The 24,723-nt window shown below is 66.9% G+C and carries 19 protein-coding genes and 2 pseudogenes; 11 read left to right on the forward strand and 10 right to left on the reverse strand.

Translation table 11 applies throughout. The features are described from left to right. The first annotated feature begins 196 nt into the window (after positions 1-196). A complete protein-coding gene (locus AB3M90_RS12495) occupies positions 197-1,006 on the forward strand; it encodes a nitrilase-related carbon-nitrogen hydrolase (RefSeq protein WP_412952372.1) in 810 nt (269 codons plus the stop codon). A 213-nt stretch (positions 1,007-1,219) separates the two neighbouring features. On the opposite strand, the gene AB3M90_RS12500 is transcribed toward AB3M90_RS12495, so the two are convergent. Next, positions 1,220-2,146 (reverse strand): LysR family transcriptional regulator, encoded by a 927-nt coding sequence (locus AB3M90_RS12500; RefSeq protein WP_412952374.1) that lies wholly within the window; start codon positions 2,144-2,146, stop codon positions 1,220-1,222. A 76-nt stretch (positions 2,147-2,222) separates the two neighbouring features. Between AB3M90_RS12500 and hisD the strand changes: the two genes are divergently transcribed. Then, positions 2,223-3,539 carry a histidinol dehydrogenase gene (gene hisD, locus AB3M90_RS12505; RefSeq protein WP_412952375.1) on the forward strand — a complete coding sequence of 439 codons (1,317 nt, stop codon included), beginning with the start codon at positions 2,223-2,225 and terminating at the stop codon, positions 3,537-3,539. Between the two features lie 84 nt (positions 3,540-3,623). On the opposite strand, the gene AB3M90_RS12510 is transcribed toward hisD, so the two are convergent. After that, on the reverse strand, positions 3,624-4,178 hold the full coding sequence (locus tag AB3M90_RS12510; protein WP_412952377.1) for a putative glycolipid-binding domain-containing protein: 555 nt from the start codon (positions 4,176-4,178) through the stop codon (positions 3,624-3,626). Between the two features lie 28 nt (positions 4,179-4,206). On the opposite strand from AB3M90_RS12510, the gene AB3M90_RS12515 reads away from it, so the two are divergent. Then, positions 4,207-5,673, forward strand: a complete 1,467-nt coding sequence (locus tag AB3M90_RS12515; protein WP_412952379.1) for an alanine/glycine:cation symporter family protein — start codon at positions 4,207-4,209, stop codon at positions 5,671-5,673. Positions 5,674-5,792: 119 nt separating this feature from the next. Here the strand turns inward: AB3M90_RS12515 and AB3M90_RS12520 are convergent, their stop codons facing one another. Next, a complete protein-coding gene (locus tag AB3M90_RS12520; protein WP_412952380.1) occupies positions 5,793-7,310 on the reverse strand; it encodes a SulP family inorganic anion transporter in 1,518 nt (505 codons plus the stop codon). A gap of 195 nt (positions 7,311-7,505) precedes the next feature. Here AB3M90_RS12520 and AB3M90_RS12525 point away from each other — a divergent pair, with 195 nt between their 5' ends. Both AB3M90_RS12525 and AB3M90_RS12530 read left to right on the forward strand, forming a co-directional pair. After that, positions 7,506-7,859, forward strand: a complete 354-nt coding sequence (locus AB3M90_RS12525) for a MerR family transcriptional regulator (RefSeq protein ID WP_412952723.1) — start codon at positions 7,506-7,508, stop codon at positions 7,857-7,859. Between the two features lie 373 nt (positions 7,860-8,232). Beyond that, positions 8,233-10,383, forward strand: coding sequence for an exonuclease domain-containing protein (locus AB3M90_RS12530; protein WP_412952382.1), 2,151 nt, complete (start codon positions 8,233-8,235; stop codon positions 10,381-10,383). A 44-nt stretch (positions 10,384-10,427) separates the two neighbouring features. On the opposite strand, the gene AB3M90_RS12535 is transcribed toward AB3M90_RS12530, so the two are convergent. After that, positions 10,428-11,402 (reverse strand): hypothetical protein, encoded by a 975-nt coding sequence (locus AB3M90_RS12535; protein WP_412952383.1) that lies wholly within the window; start codon positions 11,400-11,402, stop codon positions 10,428-10,430. Positions 11,403-12,182: 780 nt separating this feature from the next. On the opposite strand from AB3M90_RS12535, the gene AB3M90_RS12540 reads away from it, so the two are divergent. After that, the gene (locus tag AB3M90_RS12540; protein ID WP_412952385.1) at positions 12,183-12,509 is read left to right on the forward strand and encodes a hypothetical protein; all 327 of its coding nucleotides are present in this window, start codon (positions 12,183-12,185) and stop codon (positions 12,507-12,509) included. Positions 12,510-12,523: 14 nt separating this feature from the next. Here AB3M90_RS12540 and AB3M90_RS12545 read toward each other — a convergent pair whose 3' ends face one another. After that, positions 12,524-15,604 (reverse strand): DEAD/DEAH box helicase, encoded by a 3,081-nt coding sequence (locus AB3M90_RS12545; protein ID WP_412952387.1) that lies wholly within the window; start codon positions 15,602-15,604, stop codon positions 12,524-12,526. Between the two features lie 203 nt (positions 15,605-15,807). Between AB3M90_RS12545 and AB3M90_RS12550 the strand changes: the two genes are divergently transcribed. The 5 genes and pseudogenes from AB3M90_RS12550 (at position 15,808) to AB3M90_RS12570 (ending at position 21,033) form a co-directional block, all read left to right on the forward strand. Next, positions 15,808-16,068 carry a hypothetical protein gene (locus AB3M90_RS12550; RefSeq protein WP_412952389.1) on the forward strand — a complete coding sequence of 87 codons (261 nt, stop codon included), beginning with the start codon at positions 15,808-15,810 and terminating at the stop codon, positions 16,066-16,068. A 45-nt stretch (positions 16,069-16,113) separates the two neighbouring features. Beyond that, positions 16,114-17,351: pseudogene (locus AB3M90_RS12555) on the forward strand (IS3 family transposase). 771 nt (positions 17,352-18,122) lie between these two features. After that, positions 18,123-18,479: pseudogene (locus AB3M90_RS12560) on the forward strand (ArsR/SmtB family transcription factor); the annotation flags it as partial. A 133-nt stretch (positions 18,480-18,612) separates the two neighbouring features. Continuing rightward, entirely contained in the window at positions 18,613-19,590 is a 978-nt protein-coding gene (locus tag AB3M90_RS12565; RefSeq protein ID WP_412952391.1) for an SRPBCC family protein, read from the forward strand. Between the two features lie 81 nt (positions 19,591-19,671). Continuing rightward, on the forward strand, positions 19,672-21,033 hold the full coding sequence (locus AB3M90_RS12570) for a flavin monoamine oxidase family protein (RefSeq protein WP_412952392.1): 1,362 nt from the start codon (positions 19,672-19,674) through the stop codon (positions 21,031-21,033). On the opposite strand, the gene AB3M90_RS12575 is transcribed toward AB3M90_RS12570, so the two are convergent. The 5 genes from AB3M90_RS12575 to AB3M90_RS12595 all read right to left on the reverse strand — a co-directional run bounded on the left by AB3M90_RS12575 (position 21,015) and on the right by AB3M90_RS12595 (position 24,292). After that, complete coding sequence (locus AB3M90_RS12575) at positions 21,015-21,671, reverse strand: Pr6Pr family membrane protein (protein ID WP_412952393.1); 657 nt, start codon at positions 21,669-21,671, stop codon at positions 21,015-21,017. The two genes, AB3M90_RS12570 and AB3M90_RS12575, sit on opposite strands and share 19 nt — an antisense overlap. 77 nt (positions 21,672-21,748) lie before the next feature. Continuing rightward, complete coding sequence (locus tag AB3M90_RS12580) at positions 21,749-22,537, reverse strand: ribonuclease H family protein (protein WP_412952395.1); 789 nt, start codon at positions 22,535-22,537, stop codon at positions 21,749-21,751. 71 nt (positions 22,538-22,608) lie between these two features. Beyond that, a complete protein-coding gene (locus tag AB3M90_RS12585) occupies positions 22,609-22,872 on the reverse strand; it encodes a hypothetical protein (RefSeq protein ID WP_412952396.1) in 264 nt (87 codons plus the stop codon). Between the two features lie 57 nt (positions 22,873-22,929). Further along, the gene (locus AB3M90_RS12590) at positions 22,930-23,247 is read right to left on the reverse strand and encodes a protealysin inhibitor emfourin (RefSeq protein WP_412952397.1); all 318 of its coding nucleotides are present in this window, start codon (positions 23,245-23,247) and stop codon (positions 22,930-22,932) included. Further along, entirely contained in the window at positions 23,222-24,292 is a 1,071-nt protein-coding gene (locus tag AB3M90_RS12595; RefSeq protein ID WP_412952398.1) for a M4 family metallopeptidase, read from the reverse strand. Before AB3M90_RS12595 ends, AB3M90_RS12590 begins: the two co-directional genes overlap by 26 nt. Positions 24,293-24,723 lie beyond the last annotated feature (431 nt).

Here is a 24,723-nt window from a genome sequence, read left to right on the forward strand (position 1 = left end):
CCCCCCGCCCCCCCCCCCCCCCCGGGGGGGGGGGGGGGGGCCGCCCCCCCCCCCCCCCCCGCCGCCCCCCCCCCCCCCCCCCCCCCCGCGGCGCGGGGGGGGGCGGCCCCCCCCCCCCCCCCCCCCCGCCCCCGGGGGGGGGGGGGGGGCGCCGGCCCCCCCCCGCTCCGGCGTCTCCGAGGGGAGTATGGAAGCCATGCCTGCCGATGTCGACGACCTGCGCGTCGCCGCCCTGTCGCCCGAGGTCGTGATCGGAGACCTGGAGGGCAACCTCCGCCGCATCCGCGACGCGATCATCGCCGCGGCCCGGCGTGAGGCCCGGCTCATCGTGCTGCCCGAGCTGGCCACCAGCGGGTACGTCTTCACCGACAGGGACGAGGCGGAGCAGGTCGGACTGACCGCCGACGACCCCCGATGGGCGGCGGTGCAGGAGGTCATCCCCGAGGATGCCGTGGTCGTCGTCGGGTACGCCGAACTCGCCGGGGCGCAGCTGTTCAATACGGCAGCCGTGCTGACGCGCGACGGGCGCCTGGCCGACTACCGCAAGTCGCACCTGTGGGGAACCGAGAAGCTCGTGTTCGATCACGGGACGCAGGCGGGCCTCGTCGTCGACACCTCGTTCGGGCGGCTCGGTGTGGCCATCTGCTACGACAACGAGTTCCCCGAGGTTCCGCGTCGGTTGGCGCTCGCCGGCGCCGACGTCCTCGCGCTGCCGGTCAACTGGCCCCTCGTGCCGCGGCCCGAGGGCGAACACGCCCCCGAGCTGATCCAGGCCATGGCCTCGGCCCGCTCCTCACGGCTGCCGGTCGTCATCGCCGACCGATGGGGCTCCGAGCGCGGGGTGGACTGGACCGACGGCACCGCCATCATCGACGAACAGGGCTGGATCGTCGCGTTCCGGGCCGTGATGGGCGCGACCGCGGTGCTCTCGCTCGCGGCCATCCGCGAGAAGTCGCTGCCCCCTCACAATCACCTCTTCGACGACCGTCGCGCCGACCTCTACTGACCGCCCGCCTTCCGGTGTGGGTCCCTGGGCCTGTCGAAGGGCCCCGCCCCGGTGCTTCGACAAGCTCAGCAACCCAACGGACGTGGGTCCCTGAGCCTGTCGAAGGGCCCCGCCCCGGTGCTTCGACAAGCTCAGCAACCCAACGGACGTGGGTCCCTGAGCCTGTCGAAGGGCCCCGCCCCCTGGGTCCCTGAGCCTGTCGAAGGGCCGGCGTCAGCCGAGCGCGATCCGGCCCTGGTGCTCCGGCAGCCTCTCGCGCAGCATCCGCTCGGCCAGTTCCGCGAGCCGCTGCGTCGCCGGCGACAGCAGCATTCCCTCGCGCTGCACGAGGGCGATCGTGTCGTGCATGGGCTCGGCGAACGGGAAGGTGCGGATGCCGGCGGCGAAGCCCTCGGCCTCGGTGATCGACCGCGACACGATGGTGTCGGCGGCTCCCGCGGCGACGAGGCTCAACGCCGTCTCGACATTCTCGACCTCGACGGCGGGTTCGAGGGTGAGGCCGCGCAGCCGGGCGCGTTCCAGCAGCTGGCGTCTCGTCGGGTCGTCCCACCCGGCGAACGCGTCGTACAGGACGAGCTTCGCGTCGACGACCTCCTCGACGGTCACGGGGCCGGCGTCGAGAGGCCGGGTGGCCGAGGCGTAGAGAACCTCGTCACGGAAGAGCGGGCGCACTTCGAGGCCCTCCTCGTCGACCGGGAGCACGAGCAGCCCGGCCTCGAGCTCGCCGGTGGCGATCGACCGGGCGACGTGCGCGGAGTTGATGCCGACGAGGCGCAGCCGCACGTTCGGGTGGCGGTGGTGGAAGGTCTCCGCCAGGTCGGCGAGCGCGTAGTACGCGGCGTTGCGGAGCACCCCGAAGGTGACCGTTCCGCGGTCGAGCGAGGTGAGCGCGTGGATGGTGTCGATGCCGTTCTGCACGGCGCTCACCGCCTGGGTCGCGTGCGGGCGGAGCTCGACGGCGGCTTCGGTGGGCACGAGTCGGCGGCTGCCGCGGGTGAACAGCGTGACGCCGAGTTCGCGTTCGAGGCGCGCGACGAGCTCGGAGACCGACGCCTGCGTCATCTCGAGATGAGAGGCGGCGGCGGTGAACGAGCCGTGCTCGAGGGCCGCCAGGAACGCGGTCAGCTGGGTGATGGTCACAGCCAATGGTAAACCCGATGAATGGTCAAGGACCATCAGGCTTGTCGAATGGATGCTGTCGATCTAGCCTTCCAGCATGCGTTACTCCACTCCTGTGCTCTCCCGCCTCGACGGCGCCTTCCACCACCTCAAGACGCCGCTGGTCGACGCCCCCGCCGCGCAGCGAGACCCGGCCGTCATCGAGACGGTCACGACCATGCTCGCCGACATCCGGGAGCGCGGCATGGACGCCGTGCTCGACTACGCCCGCAAGCTCGACAACTACCAGGGCGGTTCGCTCGAACTGACGCCCGAGCAGATCGCCTCGAGCGGTGAGCGGCTCGACCCGGCGCTGCGCGAGGCGATCGAGCTGGGCGCCGCTCGCACGCAGGCCTTCGCCCGCGCGTCGCGCGAGCACCTCACCGACTTCGAGACCGAGTTCGTGCCCGGCATCGTGACGGGCGCCAAGTACATTCCCGTCTCGCGCGTCGGCGCCTACCTTCCCGCCGGCCGCTTCCCGCTGACCGCGAGCGCCTTCATGACCGTGGGTGTCGCCAAGGCGGCGGGCGTGCCCACCGTGATCGCGTGCACCCCGCCGCAGCCCGACGGCGGCGCCAACGACGCCGTCGTCTACGCGGCCCACCTCTCCGGGGTCGACCGCGTGTTCGTGATCGGCGGTGTCCAGGCGCTCGCCGCGATGGCTTACGGACTGCTCGGCGAACTGCCCGTCGACATGCTCGTGGGCGCGGGCAATGCGTTCGTCGCCGAGGCCAAGCGTCAGCTCTTCGGCACGGTCGCGATCGACCTGCTCGCCGGCCCGAGCGAGGTCGCGGTCATCTCCGACGAGACCGCCGACCCCGAGCTGGTCGCCGCCGATCTGCTGGGTCAGGCCGAGCACGGCCCGAACTCGCCGGCCGCGCTCGTCACCACCTCGGAGGAGCACGGCAAGGCCGTGATCGAGGCGATCGACCGGCAGCTCGAGACGCTGGCGACCGCCGAGATCGCCGGACCGGCGTGGCGCGACTACGGAGTCGTGACGGTCGCGAAGGACCGCGAGACCGCCGCCGCCCTGATGGACGACCTGGCCCCCGAGCATCTCGAGCTGCTCACCGCCGACGACGACTGGTACCACGAGAACCTCCGCAACTACGGCTCGCTCTTCATCGGTCCGTGGAGCACGGTCGCCTACTCCGACAAGGGCATGGCCGGCACCAACCACGTGCTGCCCACCGCCGGTGGAGCCAAGCACAGCGCGGGCCTGTCGGTCTCGCGCTTCCTGAAGCCGCTCACCTACCAGCGCATCACGCGCGAGGCCACGCCCGAGCTCGCGAACGCCGTGCAGGTCATCTCCGACTCCGAAGGCATGGCCGCGCACAGCGCCACGGCCACCATGAGGCTCGACCGACTCGGCTGAGCCCTTCCCCCGCGCGACGTGCCCGTCACCGCGAGGTGGCGGGCACGTCCGCGTCCGGCATCCGGGGCGGCGAGGTCAGGTCTGTCACCTGTCCGTGGGCTCACCGTCCGAGGCGAGGCGCCTGGCGAGTCCGTCGTAGGTCGTCACCCATCCGTCCTCGTCGTAGTCGACGATGACGCTCGTCGCCGCATCCCCGTAGGCGATCCGCCCTCGTGCGGTGACCGTGTACGTCTGGAGGGAAGGCACCACTTCGAGCGTCGGAGGGAGCACCCAGGCGGCATGCACCGAGGTCGACCATCCGGGCTCGCGGTCGAGCATCCTGAGCTGCCGCACGGGGATGCTGTTCGTCAGCGGGGAACCGCCCAGGTCGACGTACGTTGCGTCGTCGAATGCGGCGCGTCCGGAGAAGCCGGGAGGCGCCGGCGGCAAGACCTGCGCGCCATCGAACGACGCGAGGTTCGGCGCGCCTTTCGCCTGGGTGACGCAGGACCAACGCCCGTCGCGTCTCGTCAGGTGGAGATGACGAGACCAATCCTCGCCCTCGGACGATGCCGTGAACTCGGTGTTCTCACCGCTGACAGGTCTGGTGGCCGATGCGAGCGCGGTCATCAGGCTCGACCGACGCGGGTGGTTGGCCATGGCGACCCCCGTTCGCCATACTGTCCGGATGGATGCTGTGAACGAGTGGCTGCTGACCTGGGGCGACAATCTGTGGACGTGGATCGTCCTGCCGATCGTCGTCCTCCTCGGCCTGTACTTCACGATCCGCTCCGGCGTCGTGCAGTTCCGGTTGATCCCCGAGATGTTCCGGACGCTGCGGGATCGCACCCCCCGCACCGCGGACGGCGAGCCGCAATCGGTCTCGGCGTTCCAGGCGTTCACGATCTCCGCGGCCTCGCGCGTCGGGGTCGGCAACATCGCCGGCGTCGGGACGGCCATCGCGATCGGCGGTCCCGGAGCGATCTTCTGGATGTGGCTGATGGCGTTCATCGGCGGGGCGTCGTCGTTCATCGAGTCGTCCCTGGCGCAGCTCTACAAGACGCGCGACAAGGACGGGTTCCTCGGCGGGCCCGCGTTCTACATGCAGCGCGGACTCGGAGCCCGGTGGATGGGCGTGCTGTTCGCCGTCATCCTCATCATCTGCTTCCCGATCGCGTTCAGCTCGTTGCAGGCGAACACCATCCAGGCCACGATCGCGGGCAGCTTCGGCGGCGAGCCCATCGCGTGGCTCCCGTGGGTCGTCGGAGTGGCCCTGGCGGTGCTCATGGGACTGGTCGTCTTCGGCGGCGTGCGACGCATCGCCTCGGTCACCCAGACGCTCGTCCCCGTCATGGCGCTGCTCTATCTCCTCCTCGGACTCGTGATCGTCGCCATCCACATCGACCGGCTCCCGGAGGTGTTCGCCCTGATCTTCACGCAGGCCTTCGGCCCGAACGAGATCGTCGGTGCGGCTCTCGGATACATCATCCTCACCGGCGTCAAGCGGGGCATGTTCTCGAACGAGGCGGGACTCGGCTCGGCGCCCAACGCGGGCGCGAGTGCCGCGGTGACGCATCCGGTCAAGCAGGGGCTCGTGCAGACGCTGGGCGTCTACTTCGACACCTTCCTGGTCTGCTCCATCACCGCGTTCATCATCCTGGTCTCGGTGCCCGATCTCGCCGGAGCCGAACGCGGCATCGGTCTCACGCAGGGGGCGGTCGTCGACGCGCTGGGCAGCTGGTCGAACGTCCTCCTCATCGTGATCATCTTCCTGCTCGCGTTCAGCTCGATCCTCGGCAACTACTACTACGGACAGACGAACATCGAGTTCATCACGTCGAAGCCGGCCGCCCTGCTCGGCTACCGTCTGTTCGCGATCGCCGCAGTGTTCGTCGGATCGCTCGTCTCGGCCGACGTCGTCTGGAACTTCGCCGACGGTGCGATGGGCTTCATGGCGATCGTCAACCTGGTCGCCATCGCCCTGCTCTCGGGAGTCGCCTTCCGCCTGCTCAAGGACTACACGCAGCAGCGCCGCGAGGGACTCGACCCGGTCTTCACCAGGGCCCGCCTGCCCGGGGTGCGGGGCATCGAGGTCTGGGAGGACGAGCTCTCCGTCACCGGCCCCGTCGACCTGCCTCCGGCGCGGCGCCGCTGACGGCCACCAGGGCCGATTCTCGGATTCTCGACGCTTCGGAGCTCCGGCTGATGCGCTGAGCCGTTGACACCGGCTTCAGGGCTGCGAGCGGCGAATCGATCCACCGCTCGAAACTCCGGTCAGTGGCCGCTGCCGAGGGTGCCGGACAGCCGGCCGTGGAACGCGGCGGCGGTGTCGTTGAGTCCTTGGATCGTGACGGTCTTGCCGTGGTGCTCGTACTTCGTGACGATCGCGTCGAGTGCGGCGACCGTCGAGGCATCCCACACGTGGGAGCGGCTCATGTCGATGACGACGGTGTCGGGGTCGTCGGCGTACTCGAACTGCGTGGTCAGGTCGTTGCTCGAGGCGAAGAACAGCTCCCCGTCGACCGCGTAGTGCGCGCCGGCCTCGTCCACCGTGCGCGTGACGCTGACGAAGTGCGCGACCCGACGGGCGAACATGACCATCGCGGCGATCACGCCGAGCACGACGCCGATCGCGAGGTTGTGGGTCCACACGGTGACGACGACGGTGATGAGCATGACGGCGGTCTCGCTCTTCGGCATCCGACGCAGGGTCGAAGGGCGGATGCTGTGCCAGTCGAACGTCGCGACCGACACGAGGATCATCACCGCGACCAGTGCGGCCATCGGGATGACCGCGACGACCTCGCCGAGCACCAGGACGAGGATCAGCAGGAACACGCCCGCCAGGAAGGTGGAGATGCGGGTCCGTGCACCGGACGCCTTCACATTGATCATCGTCTGGCCGATCATGGCGCACCCGCCCATGCCGCCGAAGGCGCCGGAGAGGATGTTCGCGGCTCCCTGTCCCCACGCCTCACGGGTCTTGCGCGAGTGCGTGTCGGTGATGTCGTCGACGAGCTTGGCGGTCATGAGCGACTCGAGCAGGCCGACGACGGCCATCGCGAGGGCGTAGGGCGCGATGATCTGCAGGGTCTCGAACGTCAGCGGCACGTTCGGGATGAAGAGCTCGGGCAGGCTGCGGGGCAGCTCGCCTTGATCTCCGACGTTCGGCACGTTCCAGCCGAACACGGCGACCGCGGCGGTGAGCAGGATGATTGCCACGAGCGGTGCGGGGATGACCTTCGTGAACCGCGGCATCACGAACACGATGACGAGGCCGACGGCGACCAGCGGGTACACCAGCCAGGGGATGCTGTCGCCGAAGAGGTGAGGGAGCTGCGACGTGAAGATGAGGATCGCCAGCGCGTTGACGAAGCCGACCATCACTGACCGGGGGATGAAGCGCATGAGCTTCGCGACGCCCAGAACGGCGAGCACGATCTGGATGAGCCCGGCCAGCAGCACGGTCGCGATGAAGTAGTCCATGCCGTGCTCGCGGGCGACGGGGGCGATCACGAGGGCGACCGCTCCGGTGGCCGCGGTGATCATGGCCGGCCGTCCGCCGAGGAACGAGATCGCGACGGCCATGACGAACGACGAGAACAGGCCGAGTCGCGGATCCACGCCGGCGATGATCGAGAACGCGATCGCCTCGGGGATCAGCGCGATCGCGACGACGAGGCCGGCGAGAGCTTCGCGGGTGAGGAGACGAGGGCTGCGCAGCGCCTGCAGGACGGTGGGTTCGATGCGGTATCGCGAGGCGGCGTCGCCGATGGGTGTGACGGCGGTCATGGGCCCTCCGGGTGTCGGGCTCTCTCGTGAGAGCGGGGAGAAGGTCGGGAGCGCGACGCTGGGCAGACGCCGGTCAGCCCGGCGCGAGAAGATGAAGGATGTCGGACGCGAGAGCCGCGCCCGATCCGACTCTAACGTGACGTGAGTGTTGCGCGGCAATCCGCAGGAGGCGGTCGAGTGGACGACGAGAGAACCATGCGCATCGGGGAGGTGACCGAGCGCACGTCATTGTCGTTCCGCACGCTCCGGCACTGGGACGACGTCGGTCTGGTGCAGCCGTCGGCCCGCACGGACGGCGGCTTCCGCCTCTACACCGAGAAGGACGTCGAGCGCATCCTGCTCATCCGACGGATGAAACCCCTGGGGTACACGCTCGACGAGATGCGTGAGCTTCTCGACGTCGTCGACGCGCTGACCGCCGCACGCGGTGATCACGCGCTGCGCGCCCGATTCGATGACATCCGCGAAGGTGCCCAGCTGCGGCGCCAGAGGCTCAGGGAGCAGCTGGACATGGCCGACGACTTCATGCAGCAACTCGACCGACTCTGATCGGCGCATCCGGAATCGACATTGTCGGGAACGCGATGAAATCGGACTAACTCCGATGTAAAGCGTGAATCGGCGTCCCGCGACGAGTTCTTCTCGGTGATGTCATCGTACGAGCATGGGGTGACATTCTGTGAACTGCGTCGATAGGGAACGCACGTGTGGTTGAGGCTCCACATCGCGGCGACGGTTGCGGCTGGCGTTGTGGTCTGCCACCTGATCGAGCAGCCAGACATGCAGCGGATGAGTGCGGGTGGAGACAGCGCGGGTCGGGGCGAGTGCGGAATGTCGCCGGCATCCGGCAGGATGTGAGCTGGGTCCTGGCCGACTTCGGGTCCCGTTTCGCGACGGTGCTCGAGGGATCGGATCACGGTACATGGGTTTTCTTGACTGGGTGTTCGGCAAGCGAGCGGCACCCGCAGGGCTCACCAACGCGGATGCCTCCCAGGGGTCAACTCAAAGACGCATGCCTCTTCTCGCGGTTGTCGATGTGGAGACGACCGGACTCTCGCCGCGCCGCGACCGCGTGGTTGAACTCGCGGTGGTGCGTATCGACGGAGAGGGTAACGTCCTCGACGAGTGGTCGACTCGGTTCAATCCTGAAGGTTCCGTCGGCGCGACTCACATCCATGGGATCACAGACGCCGATGTTATGACCGCTCCATTTTTTCGGGATGTCGCCCCGCAGCTCATTCCCTACATCGCTGGCGTTCCGATTGCGGCGCACAATGCGAAGTTCGACCTTGCATTCTTACAAGCGGAGTTCCAGCGCGCGGGTTGGGATACGCCGCGGCTTCCTGCGTTTTGCACGCTAGATCGCAGCCGTGAGTATTTTCCTGAGCTGGATCGGCGCCGATTGGTGGACTGCTGCTGGGCCGCTGGCGTGACTCTCGAGAGCGCCCACTCTGCGCTGGGCGATGCACGCGCAACGGCAGGGCTTCTTCGCCACTATCTCACCCGGGCACCGCGTCATCAGAATCAGGCTCTGGAGGCTCTGCGCGACGACGCGCGAAGCGTCCGTTGGCCCTCGGGACCTTCGCGCGCACCCGGTAGCGCAGTCGTGACACAATCTCGCGATTTGGGGCCCCGTCCGAGGAGGATCACGCCAGCCAGGCCGACACAACCGCCGCTGCTTCGGCAGATGACTGACCTCAGTCTCTTCGAGGCCCTCGAAGAAGGCGCTCCCGACGGCGCCGTTGTGTATCTCGAGACACTCCTTGACGCGCTCGAGGACGGCCAGATCAGTGACGAAGAAGCGGGCGATCTCGGAGAGCTGATCAGCGTCTATGGGCTCGACGATGTCGATCTCCATTCCGCGCATAGAGCGTTCATCCTTGCACTCGCCCACAGGGCTGTCGATGACGGGCACGTTTCCACGGCTGAACGCGAAGAGCTGTTCACCCTCTGCGACGCGCTTGAGGTATCTCGAGCAATGGTCAATGAACTGATTGCCCATGCATCCGCGGCGCGCGCCGCGAGAATGAGCGCGGACCTGAGTCCGCTCCCTGGCGACTGGAGTCTCGGGGTGCCCCTGCGCGTCGGCGATAAAGTAGCCTTCACCGGATGCGACGACCGGCAACGCGCGCGGCTGGAAGGACGTGCTTCCGAGCTTGGTGTTCGGGTCATGAATAACGTTTCCCGGTTCACGGCGATGCTGGTCACCGATGGGACGATGGTTGGCACCAAGCTCGCCAAGGCGCGCGAAATCGGAACACGCATTGTGCATCCCGATACTTTCGCGATCCTCCTCGCGCATCTCCAGCCCACAATTCCCGTCGAAGTTCGCCTCGGGACGACTGCGGGACGTCGGTCCGGCGCCTCGTTGGAGAAGTCCGCCCCTAGGGTCGAACCCTCGAACCGAGAGACCTCTCCGAGTGTCGTGCGAACCTGGGCACTTGCCAACGGATTCACTGTGGGGGTCCGTGGGCGGATTTCCGCTGAGATCTGGGATGCGTTCGCCGCTGCTCTTGTCTCTGACACCGCTCCCCTTCGTGGCGTGGAGGCTGACGCACGTATCCACGCGTTCGAGTTCCAGGGTGAACCTATGGCGCCTCTAGGTGAGTGGGCATACGCGCCCTTGGTGCCGAACCAGGCGATGGGGCTGACTGGTGGCGCCGACATCCATGTCGTCCAGTCCAGCGCACAGCAGGAGCAGGTGCGAAGCGCGCTCCAAACCTGGGAAGAAAATGGTGAGGACAGCGACTTGATAGCGCTGCTCGTCGCCGAACCTCACAACCCACGCATCGTCCACGCGGTTCGGATAGACCTCCTCGTGGGTCGTGAACGCACTGTCGCGGGCTATCTTCCTGAGACGCACTCAGAAACCTTCCACCAACTGGTCAAGTCTGCGATGGACATCGGTGCACTTCCGATGATGAAGGTCCACGTATCGGCGAGCGCGGGCAACCCGGTCGACCTTGATCTGCGTCTCGTCCATCTCGACGAGGACCCGGAGAGAACGTCGGTGACCGACGAGATCGTTTCTCGCACGAACGAGCGACGCGCACGTGAACTCGGCAGTGCGTGAGCGGGGGTGTACGAGCGGCAGTCAGCAGGTGATGTGAGACGCCTTCAAGGCGTCCCGGACGAGTTGGCGTCTGCAGGACTGTTCATCGCGCGCTCTCGGTCTTGCTCGTCGATGTAGTAGTTCTGGGTGATCACGCGCGTGGGGTCACCGGGAACATTCGCCAGTTCCACGTTTAGCAGGAGAGGTGGACGAGTTTCGCCTGCCTGAACCCAGCTGATGCAGTCCCGGACGAGTTCGACGGCCAGGTGCAAGAGTGAACTGAGTTCCCAGGTTAGCCCGCTCACGACGACTTTCATGCGTGGGGAGATCTCCAGCCGGTCGAAGTGCGGATCGTCGGGGAACGGTTGGGCTGCGACGATAGTGCCGAGATGCTTGCCGGTCGTTAATGACTGGTCATCGGTGCTCGGCGTGATCAAGAAGTCAGTCCAGGTCCCGTCAGTGAGCTTGGGGCTCGCGACGCTGCGGACGCTGCTCTCTAGCCTCACAAGTTGGCGGTGCTTGTCTTCGTTGTTGAGCGCTTTGATGATGTGCAGAACCGAGCGACGTGGATCGGGCAGGGTCCATGGTTGGATCGCCCGAATTCGTTCGAGGATCTCGGGCGGCATCGTGTTCAGATCCTTTACGCGACCTTTCCAAACGGATTCCTTCTCATCGGCCGGGAAGTACACTCGATTTGGCGAGGCCGGGGTGGCGCCGTCGAGGGTGCAGATCGCCCAGGCGAGGGAGTCGAGCGAGCTAACGAGGTTGTGCACTACGTCCCCGAGGATGAGAGACCATTCCTCGACCGGCGGTTCCATCTCCACGACGAGGTGCAGCTCGGCAGACAGCCGGTCTGCGGAGAATGTGGGGACCGCGTAGACGTGTTGGGCAGACATCCACATGTCCCAACGGTTCAGGAGTTCGTGGAACTGTCCTTTCGCGCGCAACAGCTTCATGTCAGGCCAGTGCGGGATGTGTCGGCCGTACTCAAGGCGCGTCGCCACAGCATTGTGGGGTTTCGGCTGATGTTCATCGCTCATGGAGCGGACCTTATCAGCGCCGCTCCAGGGAGCTTCGCGAGTCGTCCTGACTCAGGACAGTGCGACTCATGCGGCGCTACGTCGATCCTTCGTTTGCGTAGCATCTGAACCTCGAGCGTGAGTCCGGCGCGACCGAGGATGAGCGGAGAGGGGTCATGGCGATCGCGGCGATGAGCCGCTGCGCGCGGCTGGAGTCACAGACTTCGCGACGGAGTTGGCGAGTTCTCGAGACGGGGGTGCCGCCCCTCTAGGCGATCGCCCGCAGATGGTCTCGCAGCATCGACGTTCCTCCGATCTGCGGGCGCCGCGTGTCACGATCCGCGCGGATGGCAGTCAACGACGGCCGAACGCTAGACGCTCTACGTGGGAGCGCTCCGTACTCGTACGATCAGCACGTTGGCCCGGCACGCTCGGGGATACAGTCGCGGTAGCTCGTATCGTCTTTCCCGCATCACGAGCAGGGAGGTGCACGATGGTGAACCATGTTCGACCTCTGACGATCGATGATGCCGTCGACCAGCTGCTGGGGACGATCGCGTCCGATGATGTCGGGCGCGAGATCGAGACCGTGCTGCGACGCAAAGCGGAGCAGTTACTTCGACGAGTGCGCCCATATTCGCCCGGACTTACCCCTCTACAACGTGCATATCTAGTTGAATCCGGTGCCTTTACACCAGAGCAGTTCGCAGAAACCGAAGATCGCGTCGCGCGGGGGAGTTGCGGGAATCAGAACAGCGCACCTCACTGGAGGCGATCGCAGCAAGTAACGGAGAATCGGAAGTGGCTGCGCGGCTCGGAGTCAGTCGCGACGAGGTGCGGAAGTTCCGCCGTGGAGGTGCTCTGTTCGCTTTCGATGCGATGGGCATCTTGGTGTACCCGCGCTGGCAGTTCACCGACGACACATCCGATCACCTCCTCCCGCATCTCGCGCGCGTTGTGCACGCTTTTCTCGACGATGGGCATCCTGCGAGCGTGCAAGGGTTTATGACGGTAGCGAAAAAGGAGCTCGCGCACGGTGAAGAGGGGCAGACCCCGATTCAGTGGCTCGTCCGAGGCGGTAGCCCACACCGGATTGAAGACATCCTCGAAGGCGAGCGATGGCGCTGATGGGACAGCGCTGCTCAGGTTGAGCAGTACAGCTCGACTTCACTCAACCCGCCGACGGCGTTGTGCAAGAACGTGAGGAACTCCCGGACCTGGCCTGCGCCGATATCGTCAGCGTCGGATGCGAGTCGCTGACGGAGCTGACCGGCACTGAGCCCGGGTTGGACGACGACGATCCTGGACTCAAGCACTGGTGGGGTATCGGCAATGGATTCGTCCATTCTCGACTCGATCAGTCCGCACAACGCTCGTATGTCGTCGAGGTTGCCGGCCAGCAGGGTGAGCGGCGGGGCTTCTGCTCCTTCCAAACGGCGTGCGATACGGTGCCACAGCCCCCGATCAGTGATGTGTCGTCGGCTTTTCGCAGCCTGCTGGGCTACGACTTCGAGGTCTTTCACTCGCACACCTGGTGTGTCGTAGCTGGACGGCTTCGAATGCCACAGCTCGATTCGAAGACGCCCCGCGTGGGATCGTTCGATAACGACGTGGTCGGCAATTTCTCCGCCACCGTCGTTGTGGAACACCCACCGTTGCCGAACGTCGTTCCCAATGGGGCGATTCATGAGATGGACCTCGACCCAGTGATGGATCGACCGGTCGCCACCATTTCGACGTGTTTCTTTCATCAGATCGACACCGGTCCAGTCGGTCTCGATCAATTGGATGTTGGGAAGATAGCGCTCGGTGCGAGTGGCGGGGAATGTCGTGCCGCCACTTACTGTAGTTCCGTCGAGGAAGTAGATCAGTGGCGGATGCGTATCGAATAGTTCCGCGAGCTCTGCCGAGTGACCCGTGCCTCGATGAAGTGTCTCGTCGCCTCGGACAGAGACGAATCGTCCGTCGACAGATTGTCGCCCGACCCAGATCTCCAGTTCCGGGTCGATAGGGTCGACGAGGCACAAGTGCAGCTGCGTGGAGTCTTGTGTGTCGACCGAACTTATGCCGAGCTCCAGGATTTCCAACGGGCGGCCGTCCGGCAGCGTCCAGGCGGCACCGAACAGTGCTGGGCTCATCTCTGCCGCGATAGGGTGCGAGGGAAATGCGTCCGTGCGCGCGCCTTTGGAGACGTTCGGGAGTAGTGGCCCGGACTCGGTGACTCGGGGGAACCAGTACCGCCCCGCAAGTTCCGCCGCGAACAGATCGTATTCACGCAAACCCAGGTAGCGAGTCTCCCAGTACTTGGCCTTCTCGGCGGCGAGACCGGCTGTTGCCGATGCACCGGACGCGACCTTCACTTGGGCCATCGCGTGTCCGAGCGAGCGGGCATTTGTGTCGGCTTCTCGGAGTCCCCGATCGATACCGCTGCCGGCGAACGTCGAGTACGCGGGGGTGCCGGGAACAGCGGCGAACGTGTTCCTCACCCCCACAGAGGACACGGAAAGGCGCTCGAGCGAGTCGAAGGCGGCTTGCAGGAAGGCCGGGTTCCCGTTCCGGAGCACCCCGGTCGGATCCAGCGTGTCGCGGACGGCGTTGGAGAGCCCGGTGTCTTGAGCGTTCACGAAGAGAAGGTGGGCTCGGCGGGTATCCGTGCTGCGGATCCAGCTCACGATGGCCAGGTCGTATATGTCTCGTCGGAGTTCGGGCCCCGCATACCACTTGGGTTGGTTGGGTTCCGCTGTGAGGAGTATCAGCTGCGTTCCGAGCTCGTTGAGCCCCGAGTAGACGATCTCCCGGCCGATGAAGCGTTCGCCCGTGCGCAGCTCCTCGGGGACCCCGTCCTTGAAGTCTGGTGCCCAGTCAATACCCAGCGGCACTTCATACATGCTGGCCCGGGCCAGCGGTCGAACCGACCGCAGCGCGAATGTGACCGGAGCGTCATCAAACGCAGACAGATACGCTCGATCTTGCTGCTCGCGTTGAACATCGTCGTCGATCAATGTCGGAAGGATCTGCACCCAGTCGGCGTCCTCGACGTACAGCTCGCGTAGAGCCCCTTGCAGTGCTGGGTACACGTCCTCATCGTGCACCGTGACCAGGACGGACTCTTGCGGGTAATCGGCGCTGGATCGAGCAAGCCGACCGATGAACTGCATGGTCGCCGGCACGGACTTGTGTTTGTCGTGGTAGCCGACGACGCGCAGCCGAGGAACGTCTATCCCTTCCCCCAACATGTCGACTGCGATCAAGGCTCGAAGCTCCCCCGCTCGCCATCGCGCAAGCATCGAGTCGCGTTCGCCTTGAGGGGTCGTTCCGATAAGGATCTCGGTGTGCAGTCCGCGATCCTTGTACGTGCTCTGCAGAAGGCTGGCGCGGTGGACAGTGCCCGCTCGTATTAGGGCAACACTGCTTCGATGCTCTTCGCGACCCAGCGTCTGCACGACGGCATCGGCGATCTGTGCGTCCTTCGAGGCATCGGTGAGCGGGGCCGGCGACTCAAGGATCACGGGGCGGATGCTGTTGAAGAGACCGTCGTCAATCGCCGCTCGAAGCGGGAAATGGTAGGCGTGGGTCCCGGGCAGAAGCTTGCCGTCTGCTCGGCGAGGCGTTGCTGTCAGGAGAACGGCGCGTGCGCGCGGGAAGTGCTCGAGGATTTTACGCCAGGTTGTGGCAGGCGTGTGATGCGCTTCATCAAAGATCAGAAGGTCGAAGAAATCCGGGTCGGGGAGATTCTCGATAGGCATGTGTTGTGGGCTGATCGAGTTCGGCAGTGAAACAACGACGTCGCAAGCAGCGAGCCGTTCCCAGTCGACATTCCGGCCCGTGACCTCCTGGACGATGGGGCGCGGACAGGATTGATCGATGGCGCCAACCCGGATGAGATCGTGCTGATGTCGAAATGCCTCCGCGAGTTGCTTGCGCAGCTCCACGCCCGGTGCGACGACGAGGACCCTGCGGGATCGTGCGATGTGAGGAAGGGCGGTCGCCACGCCAGTCTTTCCGGAGCCGGTGGGCAGGGAGATGAGAAGCCGTTCCGCCGGCGCGAGTGTCCAGTGGCTAGCGACGGCCGCGAGCGCGCCGAGCTGGGGTCGCCGCCATGCCGGCGACGTCGGGCTGCGGAGGAGCGAGAATCCAGCGAGGTCGCTCTCAAACAGTGACTGGCGAGTTGGTGATCCTCCCCCAATCGCCCATAGCTCCTCTGGGTTGATCTGATCCGTCATCGCGCCCCCGGCTATCCGCTTTGAGGAGCACACTAGCGGGCGTCGCGGGTTGAGCGCGCGGTTGTTCGCTTGCTCGGGTCAGCGCGCGTGGGTCCGACACGACAGAATGTCTCTCGTGCGCCTGTTCGGCGTCGACGTTGACCCGGGAGGACTTCGTGGGCCACTACAACCTCAACCGAATGGGCTGACAACAGTTCGAGCACATGCTTCAGGCGCTCGCGAAGGCGGAACTGGGTAATGGTGTCAGGCCGTTCGGATCTGGTCGGGACGCGAAGCGCGACGCCACGTTCGACGGCCTCGTCGACTTCCCGGTCGGGGCGGGCGCGAGATGGGATGGCTACGGCGTCATTCAAATGAAGTACAACGAGAAACCGGTCTCGACGACGGCTGACTGGCGGTGGTTCCTTGACGAGGTCCGCTCCGAGCTGCGTGGCTGGCTCGTAAAAGGAGGGTCGGCGAGATGAATCGGCCTGACTTTCGTTCCGTTCTTCAAGCAAGGATGGAACACGATGAACAAGAAGTACTCGCCGGAGATGCGTGAGCGGGCGCTGCGGATGCTCGCGGAGAAGCGGCCGTCACACCCGACGATGATGAGTGCAGTCCGGCATGTGGCCGGGCTGCTCGGGATGAGCCCGGAGACGCTGCGGCTCTGGCAGCGGCGGCACGAGGTCGACGCTGGGGTGAAGCCCGGAGTCACTACCGATGCGGCGGCGGAGATCAAGCGGCTGCAGAAGAAGGTTTCGGAGCTGCGGAAGGCGAACGAGATCCTCAAGGCTGCGAGTGTGTTTTTCGCGAAGGAGCTCGACCGTCCCTGACTGAGATGATCCGGTTCATCACCGAGTACCGGGATCGTTTCGGGGTCGAGCTCATCTGTCGGATGTTGCGCCCGGCAGTGCAGGGGTTTCTGACCTCCCGCGGGTATCGCGCCGCGGTCGGTCGTGCACCATCGGCACGACAGCTGAAAGACGAACTCCTCGTCCCGGAGGTCGCCCGGCTGCATGCGGAGAACTACGGCGTCAACGGGCGCCGGAAGATGCACCGCTGATGCGCCGGAATGGCTGGGAAGTCGGTCGCGACCAGACCGAACGCCTCATGCGTCTCGCCGGGGTGCGCGGCGTCCGGAAGTCGAAGAGAGTGTTCACCACCCGCTCCGACAAGACGGCGGTCCTGCCGAGCGATCTCGTGAACCGGCGGTTCACCGCACCCGCGCCGCGGCGGCTCTGGGTCTGCGACGTGACCTACGTCGTGACGTGGTCCGGGTTTCGCTTACGTCGCGTTCGTCACGGACGTCTACTCGAGACGCATCGTCGGCTGGAACGTTGCGTCGACGCTGCGGTCGGAGATTCTCCCGATGCAGGCCCTCGACATGGCCGCGTGGAACGTCGGTGGACGCCTCGACGGGCTGATCCATCACGCAGACCACGGGTCGAACTACACCGCGATGGTCTACACCGACCGGATCGTCGAGCTCGGCGCCGTCCCTTCGACGGGAACGGTCGGCGACTCGTTTGATAACGCGATGGCGGAAGCCGTGAATAACCTCTACAAGACCGAGCTCATCCGCCAACAAGGCCCCTGGCGGACGGTTGAGCAGGTCGAACTCGCGACCCTTGAATACGTCTGGTGGTGGAACAACGCCTGTCTTCACGGCGAGCTCGACGTGCGCACCCCACTCGAGGTCGAGAACGCGTACTACGCTGACCTCGAATCAGCCCACCCAGCAGCTGCTGGACAAGCCTCCCAATAGGAACGAAAGTCAGGCCTATTCACTTCGTAGGGCCAACCAAGCGCCGCGGACACCCGGGCCGTCTCATCGAACTGCAGTTGGGCGTAGTCATCGATGCGATCTAGCGGTTTGACGTCTCGGAGGGCATAGGAGCCGTCCGACAACTGCAACAAGAAGTCGGGCACGTGCCAATGCCCCGCCAGCGGGGACCGTATGCCGAACACTACGCCGAAGGGCTGCGACCACACCTTCTGTACCTGACCGCCGAAATCCAGCCACATGAGTTCGTCGCGCTCGAACTGGGATTCACACCACACATGGGTGCGGGTACGGCTCCAGAAGTACTGGCTCCCTGTGAAGAAGTGGCTCGCTCCCTTGGAGACCCGGACCTTCATGGGATCGATGACGGACCAATCCAAGCGACCGAGGCTCCGATCGACCCGAGCGAACGTGGTGCCATCGGCGCAACCAGCTGGGGAACTGTGGTCCCGCGGCACCCAGTGCAGTTCTGAGTCCTTCGAGAACCGTCGTCGAGCGATCAACCGTGCGATCTCGACTGGCTTCATCACCACTCCAAACGGAGGCGGAGTGCCCGAGTAGGCACATCGTTGTCGCCTGCTGTCAGGGTTGCGCTGCCAGTCCTCGTCGTTGGCGCGACACTCCGCTTTACATCGGAATCACTCCGATTTCACCGTGGGTAATCCGGTGTAAAGCGACGGTTACTCCGATCTAAAGATGCAAATGACAACATCCTCTTGACACGCCATCCGCCCAGGTCTAACCTACAACCAAATGGTTGTACAAAGAGAACTCAGTGAAGCGGAGGTCGACCGTGTGTTCCACGCATTGGCGACGTCGACCCGGCGTGACATCCTGCGCCGGACGATCGAGCGGGAGCAGTCCGTCTCGACCCTCGCCTCCGAATACCAGATGTCGTTCGCGGCGGTGCAGAAGCACGTGTCCGTGCTCGAGGCGGCGAACCTCATCGTCAAGCGCGCCGAGGGACGCGAGCGGCTCGTCCGCGCGAACCCCGAGATGATCGCCCGCGCCAGGGCGCTCCTCGCCCGATACGAAGAGCTGTGGCGGTCGCGCATCGCTCGGCTCGACGACCTGCTGGCCGGCCCTTCGACAAGCTCAGGGACCCAGGGCGGAAGCTCAGGGACCCAGGGCGGAAGCTCAGGGACCCAGGGCGGAAGCTCAGGGACCCAGAGCGGAAGCTCAGGGACCCAGCCCACGAACACCGACACCGAGAACACCGACCGATCTGAGGAAAGAGACTGACATGCCTGTCACCGATGTGATCACCGACACCGAGAACCTGACCATGACGGTCGTCGCCGACTTCGCGGCACCCGTCGAGCGCGTGTGGAGCGCGTACAGCGACCCGCGGCAGCTCGAGCGCTTCTGGGGCCCTCCCGGATGGCCGGCGACGTTCACCGCCTGGGACCACACCGTGGGCGGACGGGCCGTCTACACGATGAACGGACCGCGCGGCGAGACGTCGTCGGGCTCGTGGGAGTTCCTCCGCATCGACGAGCCCCGCGGCTTCGAGGTGCTCGACACGTTCGTCGACGAGAACGGGCAGCCGCTGGAGGGCTTCCCGGCGCAGCGGATGACCTTCGCGTTCGAGCCCACCGCCGAGGGCACGCGGATGACCACGACCAGCCACTTCGCCTCGGTCGACGCGATCGAGCAGGTGGTCGAGATGGGCCAGGTCGAGGGCATCAAGCTCGCCATGTCGCAGCTCGACACCGTGCTGCAGAGCCTGCGCGACTACGCCCAGGGCAAGGGCACGAACGTCGAGAAGCTCGACGACACCCACGTGCGCATCACCCGCCTCGTCGAGGGGCCGCGCGAGCTGGTCTGGCGCGCCCACAATGAGCCCGAGCTGATGAAGCAGTGGCTGCTCGGCCCCGACGGGTGGGAGATGACCGAGTGCGTCGTGGCGACCGAGGTTGGGCAGGCGTACCGCACCTCGTGGGCGCCGGTGGGCGACACCGAAGGGGAGCCGTTCGGCTTCGAGGGGGAGGCGCTCGTCATCGACGCGCCGCGCCGCTCGGTGCAGACCGAGCGCATGATCGGCATGCCGGTCGAGACGCTCAACGACCTCAACCTCTACGAGGAGGACGGCGCGACCCTCATCACCCTGTACATCGAGTACCCCGACAAGGAGACGCGCGACATGATCCTCGCCACCGGCATGGCCGACGGCATGGAGGCGTCGTACGCGCGGCTCGAGAAGGAGCTGCTCGCCGTCTGACCGCGTTCAGCTCCTGAAGAACCGGCCGATCCGTACGCGGATCGGCCGGTTCCGCGCCCGGCGGGATAAAGTGGCGACACGATGAGGATCACGCGCCGCACTCTGCTCCTCGGCGCCGGCGCGGGCGCCGTCTCGGTGCTGCTCGCCTCGTGCACGCCCGATCCGAAGCCGAGCCCGAGCCCCACGCCGACGCGCGAACCCCAGCCGCAGCCCGGCATTCCCGAGCCCGCCGCACGGTTGCGCAGCACCTGGGCCACCGACCCGTTCGCGTACGGCGCGGTCAGCTTCGTCCCGGTCGGCGTCCTCGCCGAGACCCGCACCCAGCTCGCGCGTCCGGTCGGCGACCGCCTCTTCTTCGCGGGAGAGGCGACCGATCCCGACGATCCCGGAACGATGCGCGGGGCGATCCGGTCGGGTGCCCGCGCGGCCGATGAACTCGCCGATCCGGCGGAGCCCGGCGAACGGGTGGCGGTCGTCGGCGCCGGACTCGCCGGTGCCACCGCGGCGGCGCGCCTCGCCGACGCCGGCCTCGAGGTGACGGTGTTCGAGGCCCGCGACCGCATCGGCGGCCGGGTGCACAGCATCACCGACGACGCGTGGCCGATGCCGGTGCAGCTCGGAGCCTGGCTGTTCTCCGAACCCGACGCCGACCTCCTCAGCCGGCTCGAGGGCCAGGAGATCGGCGTGATCGACCTCGCGGGCGACCAGTGGCACGGGCCGGAGGGCGAGGTCGAGCCGGTCGACGATCAGCCGCTCGCCGACGCGATCGCCGCGGCGCAGGCGGGCCCGGTCGACATCTCGCTCGCCGACGCCCTCGTCGAAGCGGGCAGCGACCCCGCCGACCCGTCGCTCGCGGCCCTGCTGGCGCTCCTCTCGACGACGGCGGGGGCGGATGCCGCAGAGCTCTCCAGCTGGTTCCCCCCGCCTCTTCCCCCGGCCGCCGTGCAGGGCGCGCGCGACAGTCTCCTGCCCCTCGTCGAAGACGCGCTCGACGGGGTGCGGGTCTCGCTCTCGACCGCGGTCAGCAGGATCGCGCACGACGAGTCGGGCGTCAGCATCCGTCTCGGCACGGGTGAGGCCCTGTCGTTCGATCGGGTCGTGGTGAGCGTGCCGCTCGGCGTGCTGCAGGAGCAGGACATCGAGTTCGATCCGCCGCTGCCGTTCGTCAACCGCAGTGCGATCACCGGCCTCGGCATGGGCGACATCGAGACGATGTGGCTCCGCTTCGACGAGCCGTTCTGGGAGTCGGAGGCGGCCGTCTGGCACACGGTGGGCGCCGACGTCGGCATCCGCACCTGGATCAATCTCCGTCCGGCGACGGGAGAGAACATCCTGGTCGGCGTCGTCGGCGGTGAGGCGGCGGCCGACTTCGCCGCGCTCGACGACACCGCGGCTCTCGAGGCGGCGCTGCAGTCGCTCGCCGTCTACGCCCCCGCCGACTGATCGTCGCGCCAGCGCCTGCGCGTCGGCATCCGGCTGATCAGCACCAGCACCGCGGCGACCGCGGCGAAGACGATCAGGGCGATGCCCGAGAAGGTGAGGAACTCCACCGGTCCGCTCACCTGCCGCGGATCGAGGAAGTAGTACGGGTACCAGCCGATCAGCGGCCCGCGCCACATCGTGAACGCACCCCAGGCCAGGGGATACGCGAGGGTGAGCGGCACGACGCGCCACGGGACCGACCGGTGTCCGGGCGCGAGCGCCCAGGCGGCGATGGTGCAGGCCGGCAGCCAGAAGTGCAGGATCTGATCCGACCAGGGCACGTCGATGCGGATGCCCCGCTCACCGCCCTGCCACACCATCACGGCGAACACGATGCCTGCGGTGATGGTCCACGAGAGCACGAGCGCGAAGGCGATCGTCAGCCACCGCGGATCCTGCGCGCGTCGGAGCGCGATGACTCCGCCGACCACGAGCAGCACGACGAACGCGATGTTCGACTGGTTCGTGAGGTAGGCGAAGAAGTTCTCGCTGGCGATGGTGTTCGACGCGAGGCCCCAGCTCAGCCGATGGATAAGGGCGACCAGGCAGATCGCCGCCGCGCCCAGCCGCAGCAGCCCGAACACGCTGCGCGCCCTCACCGCTGCGTCACCGTGCCTCCCATCAGCCGAGTCTACGGACGATCGGAGGCGGGCCCGCTCGGTGCCGCGTCGCCCGTTCAGATCAGGCGGCGGAGGGCCTCTTCGAGGGTCACGCCCTGCGCTTCGGCGCGGTCGAGCAGCCGCGCGTGCTCGTCGCCCGACAGCGCGAGGCGCACCTCGATGGGGTTGGAGGTTCGCTCGTCGAGCCCGTCGAGCAGGTCGGAGGCCTCGGCCCAGAGCGGCTCGGCGACGGATGCCGTGGCGATCGGCGAAGGAGCGGATGCCGCGGCGGGGGCGGATGCCGCGGATGCGGGGGCCGGCGAAGCGACGGGAGCGGATGCCGCGACGGGTGCGGATGCCGCGATGGGAGCGGATGCCGCGACGGCGGCTCCCGCGCCGCTCGCTCTCGTGAACCCGGGACCGCGGCGCGGCTCCTGGCCGTTCTTGTACGCCTGAGCGGCTGCGTTGGCGCGCTCGTCGGCTGCTTCGTTCAGCTCGTCGCCGGCGTGACCCTTGACCCAGGAGAACTGCACCTCGCGTCCGCGCATGGCCGCGTCGATGCCCTCCAGCAGGTCGCGGTTGAGCACCGGTCCGCCGTCGGACTTGCGCCAGCCCCTGCGCTTCCAGTTCGGCATCCATTTCGTCACGGAGTCGATCACGTACCGGCTGTCGCACCAGATGTGCAGCTTCTCGTCGGTGCCGGCCGTCGCCGTCAGCAGTTCGAGCACCGCCTGCAGCTCGCCCTGGTTGTTGGTGCCGTGCGCCGATCCGCCGGCCGCCCAGTTGTCGTCGTCGATGTACCAGGCCCACCCGTTCGGGCCCGGATTCCCCAGGGCGGAGCCGTCTGCCGCGGCGATGATCGTCATCCCTCCACCGTAGCCGCGACCGGCGACGGACATCGGCGACGGCCCATCGTCGGCCGCCCTCGCGGCGGCGGTCAGGCTTCGTCGCGGGGGTGGTCGGAGGAGTCCGGCTCGGGGTCGGAGGCGTTCGGCTCGCGATTCTCGATCGAGAAGGCGGCTGGGGGAGGAGGGGCGACCGGGAAGACGACCGAGTTCACCTCGGCGCCCAGTCCGATCGTCATCGGGTCGACGGGCGGCGGGGCGTCGAGCACGTCGGAGGCGCCGCGTTCGAGTGGCTCCGACGGCAGACCCGCCCACTGGTTCTCTTCGTCGTCCTTGCGCTGCTGGAAAAGTCCCATGCGTCCATTGTCGCCCTCGGCATGGCGAGCGAGCCGTGAAGATCGATCGGATCGCGGTCAGCGGCCGTCGCGCCGCGAGGCCTCGCGCACGGCGTCGACCAGGGTGCGCCAGGGGCCGTCGATCTCCTCATCGCTGAGGTCTCGTTCCCGCCGCTCCGACGGCGTGCGCGCGCGGATGCTCCAGACGAAGCGGTCGGCGCCGGTGGCGGCATCCGCCTGCTGATCCCAGGGGCAGTTCTCGATCAGGGAGATCCAGTCGTCGGCGTCGGGCGCGTCGGCCTCCACCCGCCACTGTCGACGCATGCCGGCGATGCCACCGGAGCGGACCACGGCGATCACCACGCGGACGTCAGTCGGAGGAGGGGACTCGCTCATCCCCATAGACTCCCACGGTGGTCCACGCGCGTCGAGCGGCTGCAGCGGTCTCGTCATCGATCTCGGCCGCGGCGGCGACGGTGGCGTCGGCGAACTCGGTGAAGGTCGCGGTCGCCGAGAGCCCGCCGGTGAGCGCGCGGTACCAGACCGTGCCCGCGCGCTCCCAGGCGTTCCCGCCGAGGTCGATCGCGAACAGGGCGAAGGCACGATTGGGGATGCCGGAGTTGATGTGCACGCCGCCGTTGTCTTCGGTCGTGCGCACGTAACCGCTCATGTGCGCAGGTTGCGGATCTCTGCCGAGCTCATCGTCGTCGTAGGCCGTGCCCGGCTCGATCATCGAACGCAGGGCGCTGCCCTCGACGGCATCCGTGAAGATCTCGGCGCCGATGAGCCAGGTCGCCTGATCTGCCGTCTGCCCGAGCGCGTACTGTTCCGTCAGCGCGCCGAAAACGTCGGCGATCGATTCGTTGAGAGCGCCGGGCTGGCCCTGGTACTCGAGGTCGGCGGTGTGCTGCACCACGCCGTGGGCGAGCTCGTGTCCGATGACCGTGGTCGACGCGGTGAATCCCTGGAACACCTCGCCGTCGCCGTCGCCGAACACCATGCGGGCGCCGTCCCAGAAGGCGTTGTCGTAGTCGACGCCGTAGTGCACGGTCGCGTCGAGCGGAGCGCCCGCGTCGTCGAGCGAATTGCGGCCGAACGCCGCCAACAGCATCTCGAAGGTCGCCCCGAGCCCGTCGAACGCTTCATTGACCGCGACGTCGTCGACCGGGCCGTCGTCTTCGCTGCGCACCACGGCCCCCGGGAGCTGCTGGGTGTTGCCGGCGTCGCTGATCGTGCGGTTCGGCGCATCGGACAGCTGGGCGACCAGGTCGCCGTTCTCGTCGATCGACAGGTCGAGCCGCGCGCGGAAGGGGGGCCGGCCGGCCGTCAGCGTCTGCCGCGCGGCTGCGGCCGCCTTGGGGAACCGGCCCGATTCGGCCAGACGGGCCAGGAGGTAGGAGGGGATCACTCCGTGACGTGCGGCGGATGCTGTGCTGCTCATGGTGCGACCCTACGCCGGGCCACCGACGTTGAGCAGCGGACCTTCGACCAAGCCCGATCTCCGATCCTCCGCCCTTGCGGAGGGTGTGCGCTTGGGACGGAGGGGTGCGCTTGGGAGGGAGATGTGCGCTTCGGAAGGAGATGTGCGCTTGGGAAGGTCTGGTGCGCGGCATCCGTCCTTCTGGGGTGTACATCTCCGTTCGGGGCGCTCGCGTGTGCGCGTCAGGATGAGATGTGCGCTTCGGAAGGAGATGTGCGCTTGGGAAGGTCTGGTGCGCGGCATCCGTCCTTCTGGGGTGCACATCTCCGTTCGGGGCGCTCGCGTGTGCGCGTCAGGATGAGATGTGCGCTTGGGAAGGAGATGTGCGCTTGGGAAGGTCTGGTGCGCGGCATCCGTCCTTCTGGGGTGTACATCTCCGTTCGGGGCGCTCG

This window comes from Microbacterium martis (assembly GCF_047246685.1).
Taxonomy (GTDB): Bacteria; Actinomycetota; Actinomycetes; order Actinomycetales; family Microbacteriaceae; genus Microbacterium.

Coding starts and splice junctions, on each gene's coding strand:
- AB3M90_RS12585 (WP_412952396.1), bottom strand. CDS start 22,872: ATGGGACTTTTCCAGCAGCGCAAGGACGACGAAGAGAACCAGTGGGCG.
- AB3M90_RS12545 (WP_412952387.1), bottom strand. CDS start 15,604: ATGACGGATCAGATCAACCCAGAGGAGCTATGGGCGATTGGGGGAGGA.
- AB3M90_RS12515 (WP_412952379.1), top strand. CDS start 4,207: ATGGATGCTGTGAACGAGTGGCTGCTGACCTGGGGCGACAATCTGTGG.
- AB3M90_RS12550 (WP_412952389.1), top strand. CDS start 15,808: ATGCTTCAGGCGCTCGCGAAGGCGGAACTGGGTAATGGTGTCAGGCCG.
- AB3M90_RS12530 (WP_412952382.1), top strand. CDS start 8,233: ATGGGTTTTCTTGACTGGGTGTTCGGCAAGCGAGCGGCACCCGCAGGG.
- AB3M90_RS12580 (WP_412952395.1), bottom strand. CDS start 22,537: ATGACGATCATCGCCGCGGCAGACGGCTCCGCCCTGGGGAATCCGGGC.
- AB3M90_RS12495 (WP_412952372.1), top strand. CDS start 197: ATGCCTGCCGATGTCGACGACCTGCGCGTCGCCGCCCTGTCGCCCGAG.
- AB3M90_RS12595 (WP_412952398.1), bottom strand. CDS start 24,292: ATGAGCAGCACAGCATCCGCCGCACGTCACGGAGTGATCCCCTCCTAC.
- AB3M90_RS12565 (WP_412952391.1), top strand. CDS start 18,613: ATGCCTGTCACCGATGTGATCACCGACACCGAGAACCTGACCATGACG.
- AB3M90_RS12520 (WP_412952380.1), bottom strand. CDS start 7,310: ATGACCGCCGTCACACCCATCGGCGACGCCGCCTCGCGATACCGCATC.
- hisD (WP_412952375.1), top strand. CDS start 2,223: ATGCGTTACTCCACTCCTGTGCTCTCCCGCCTCGACGGCGCCTTCCAC.
- AB3M90_RS12510 (WP_412952377.1), bottom strand. CDS start 4,178: ATGGCCAACCACCCGCGTCGGTCGAGCCTGATGACCGCGCTCGCATCG.
- AB3M90_RS12570 (WP_412952392.1), top strand. CDS start 19,672: ATGAGGATCACGCGCCGCACTCTGCTCCTCGGCGCCGGCGCGGGCGCC.
- AB3M90_RS12535 (WP_412952383.1), bottom strand. CDS start 11,402: ATGAGCGATGAACATCAGCCGAAACCCCACAATGCTGTGGCGACGCGC.
- AB3M90_RS12525 (WP_412952723.1), top strand. CDS start 7,506: ATGCGCATCGGGGAGGTGACCGAGCGCACGTCATTGTCGTTCCGCACG.
- AB3M90_RS12590 (WP_412952397.1), bottom strand. CDS start 23,247: ATGAGCGAGTCCCCTCCTCCGACTGACGTCCGCGTGGTGATCGCCGTG.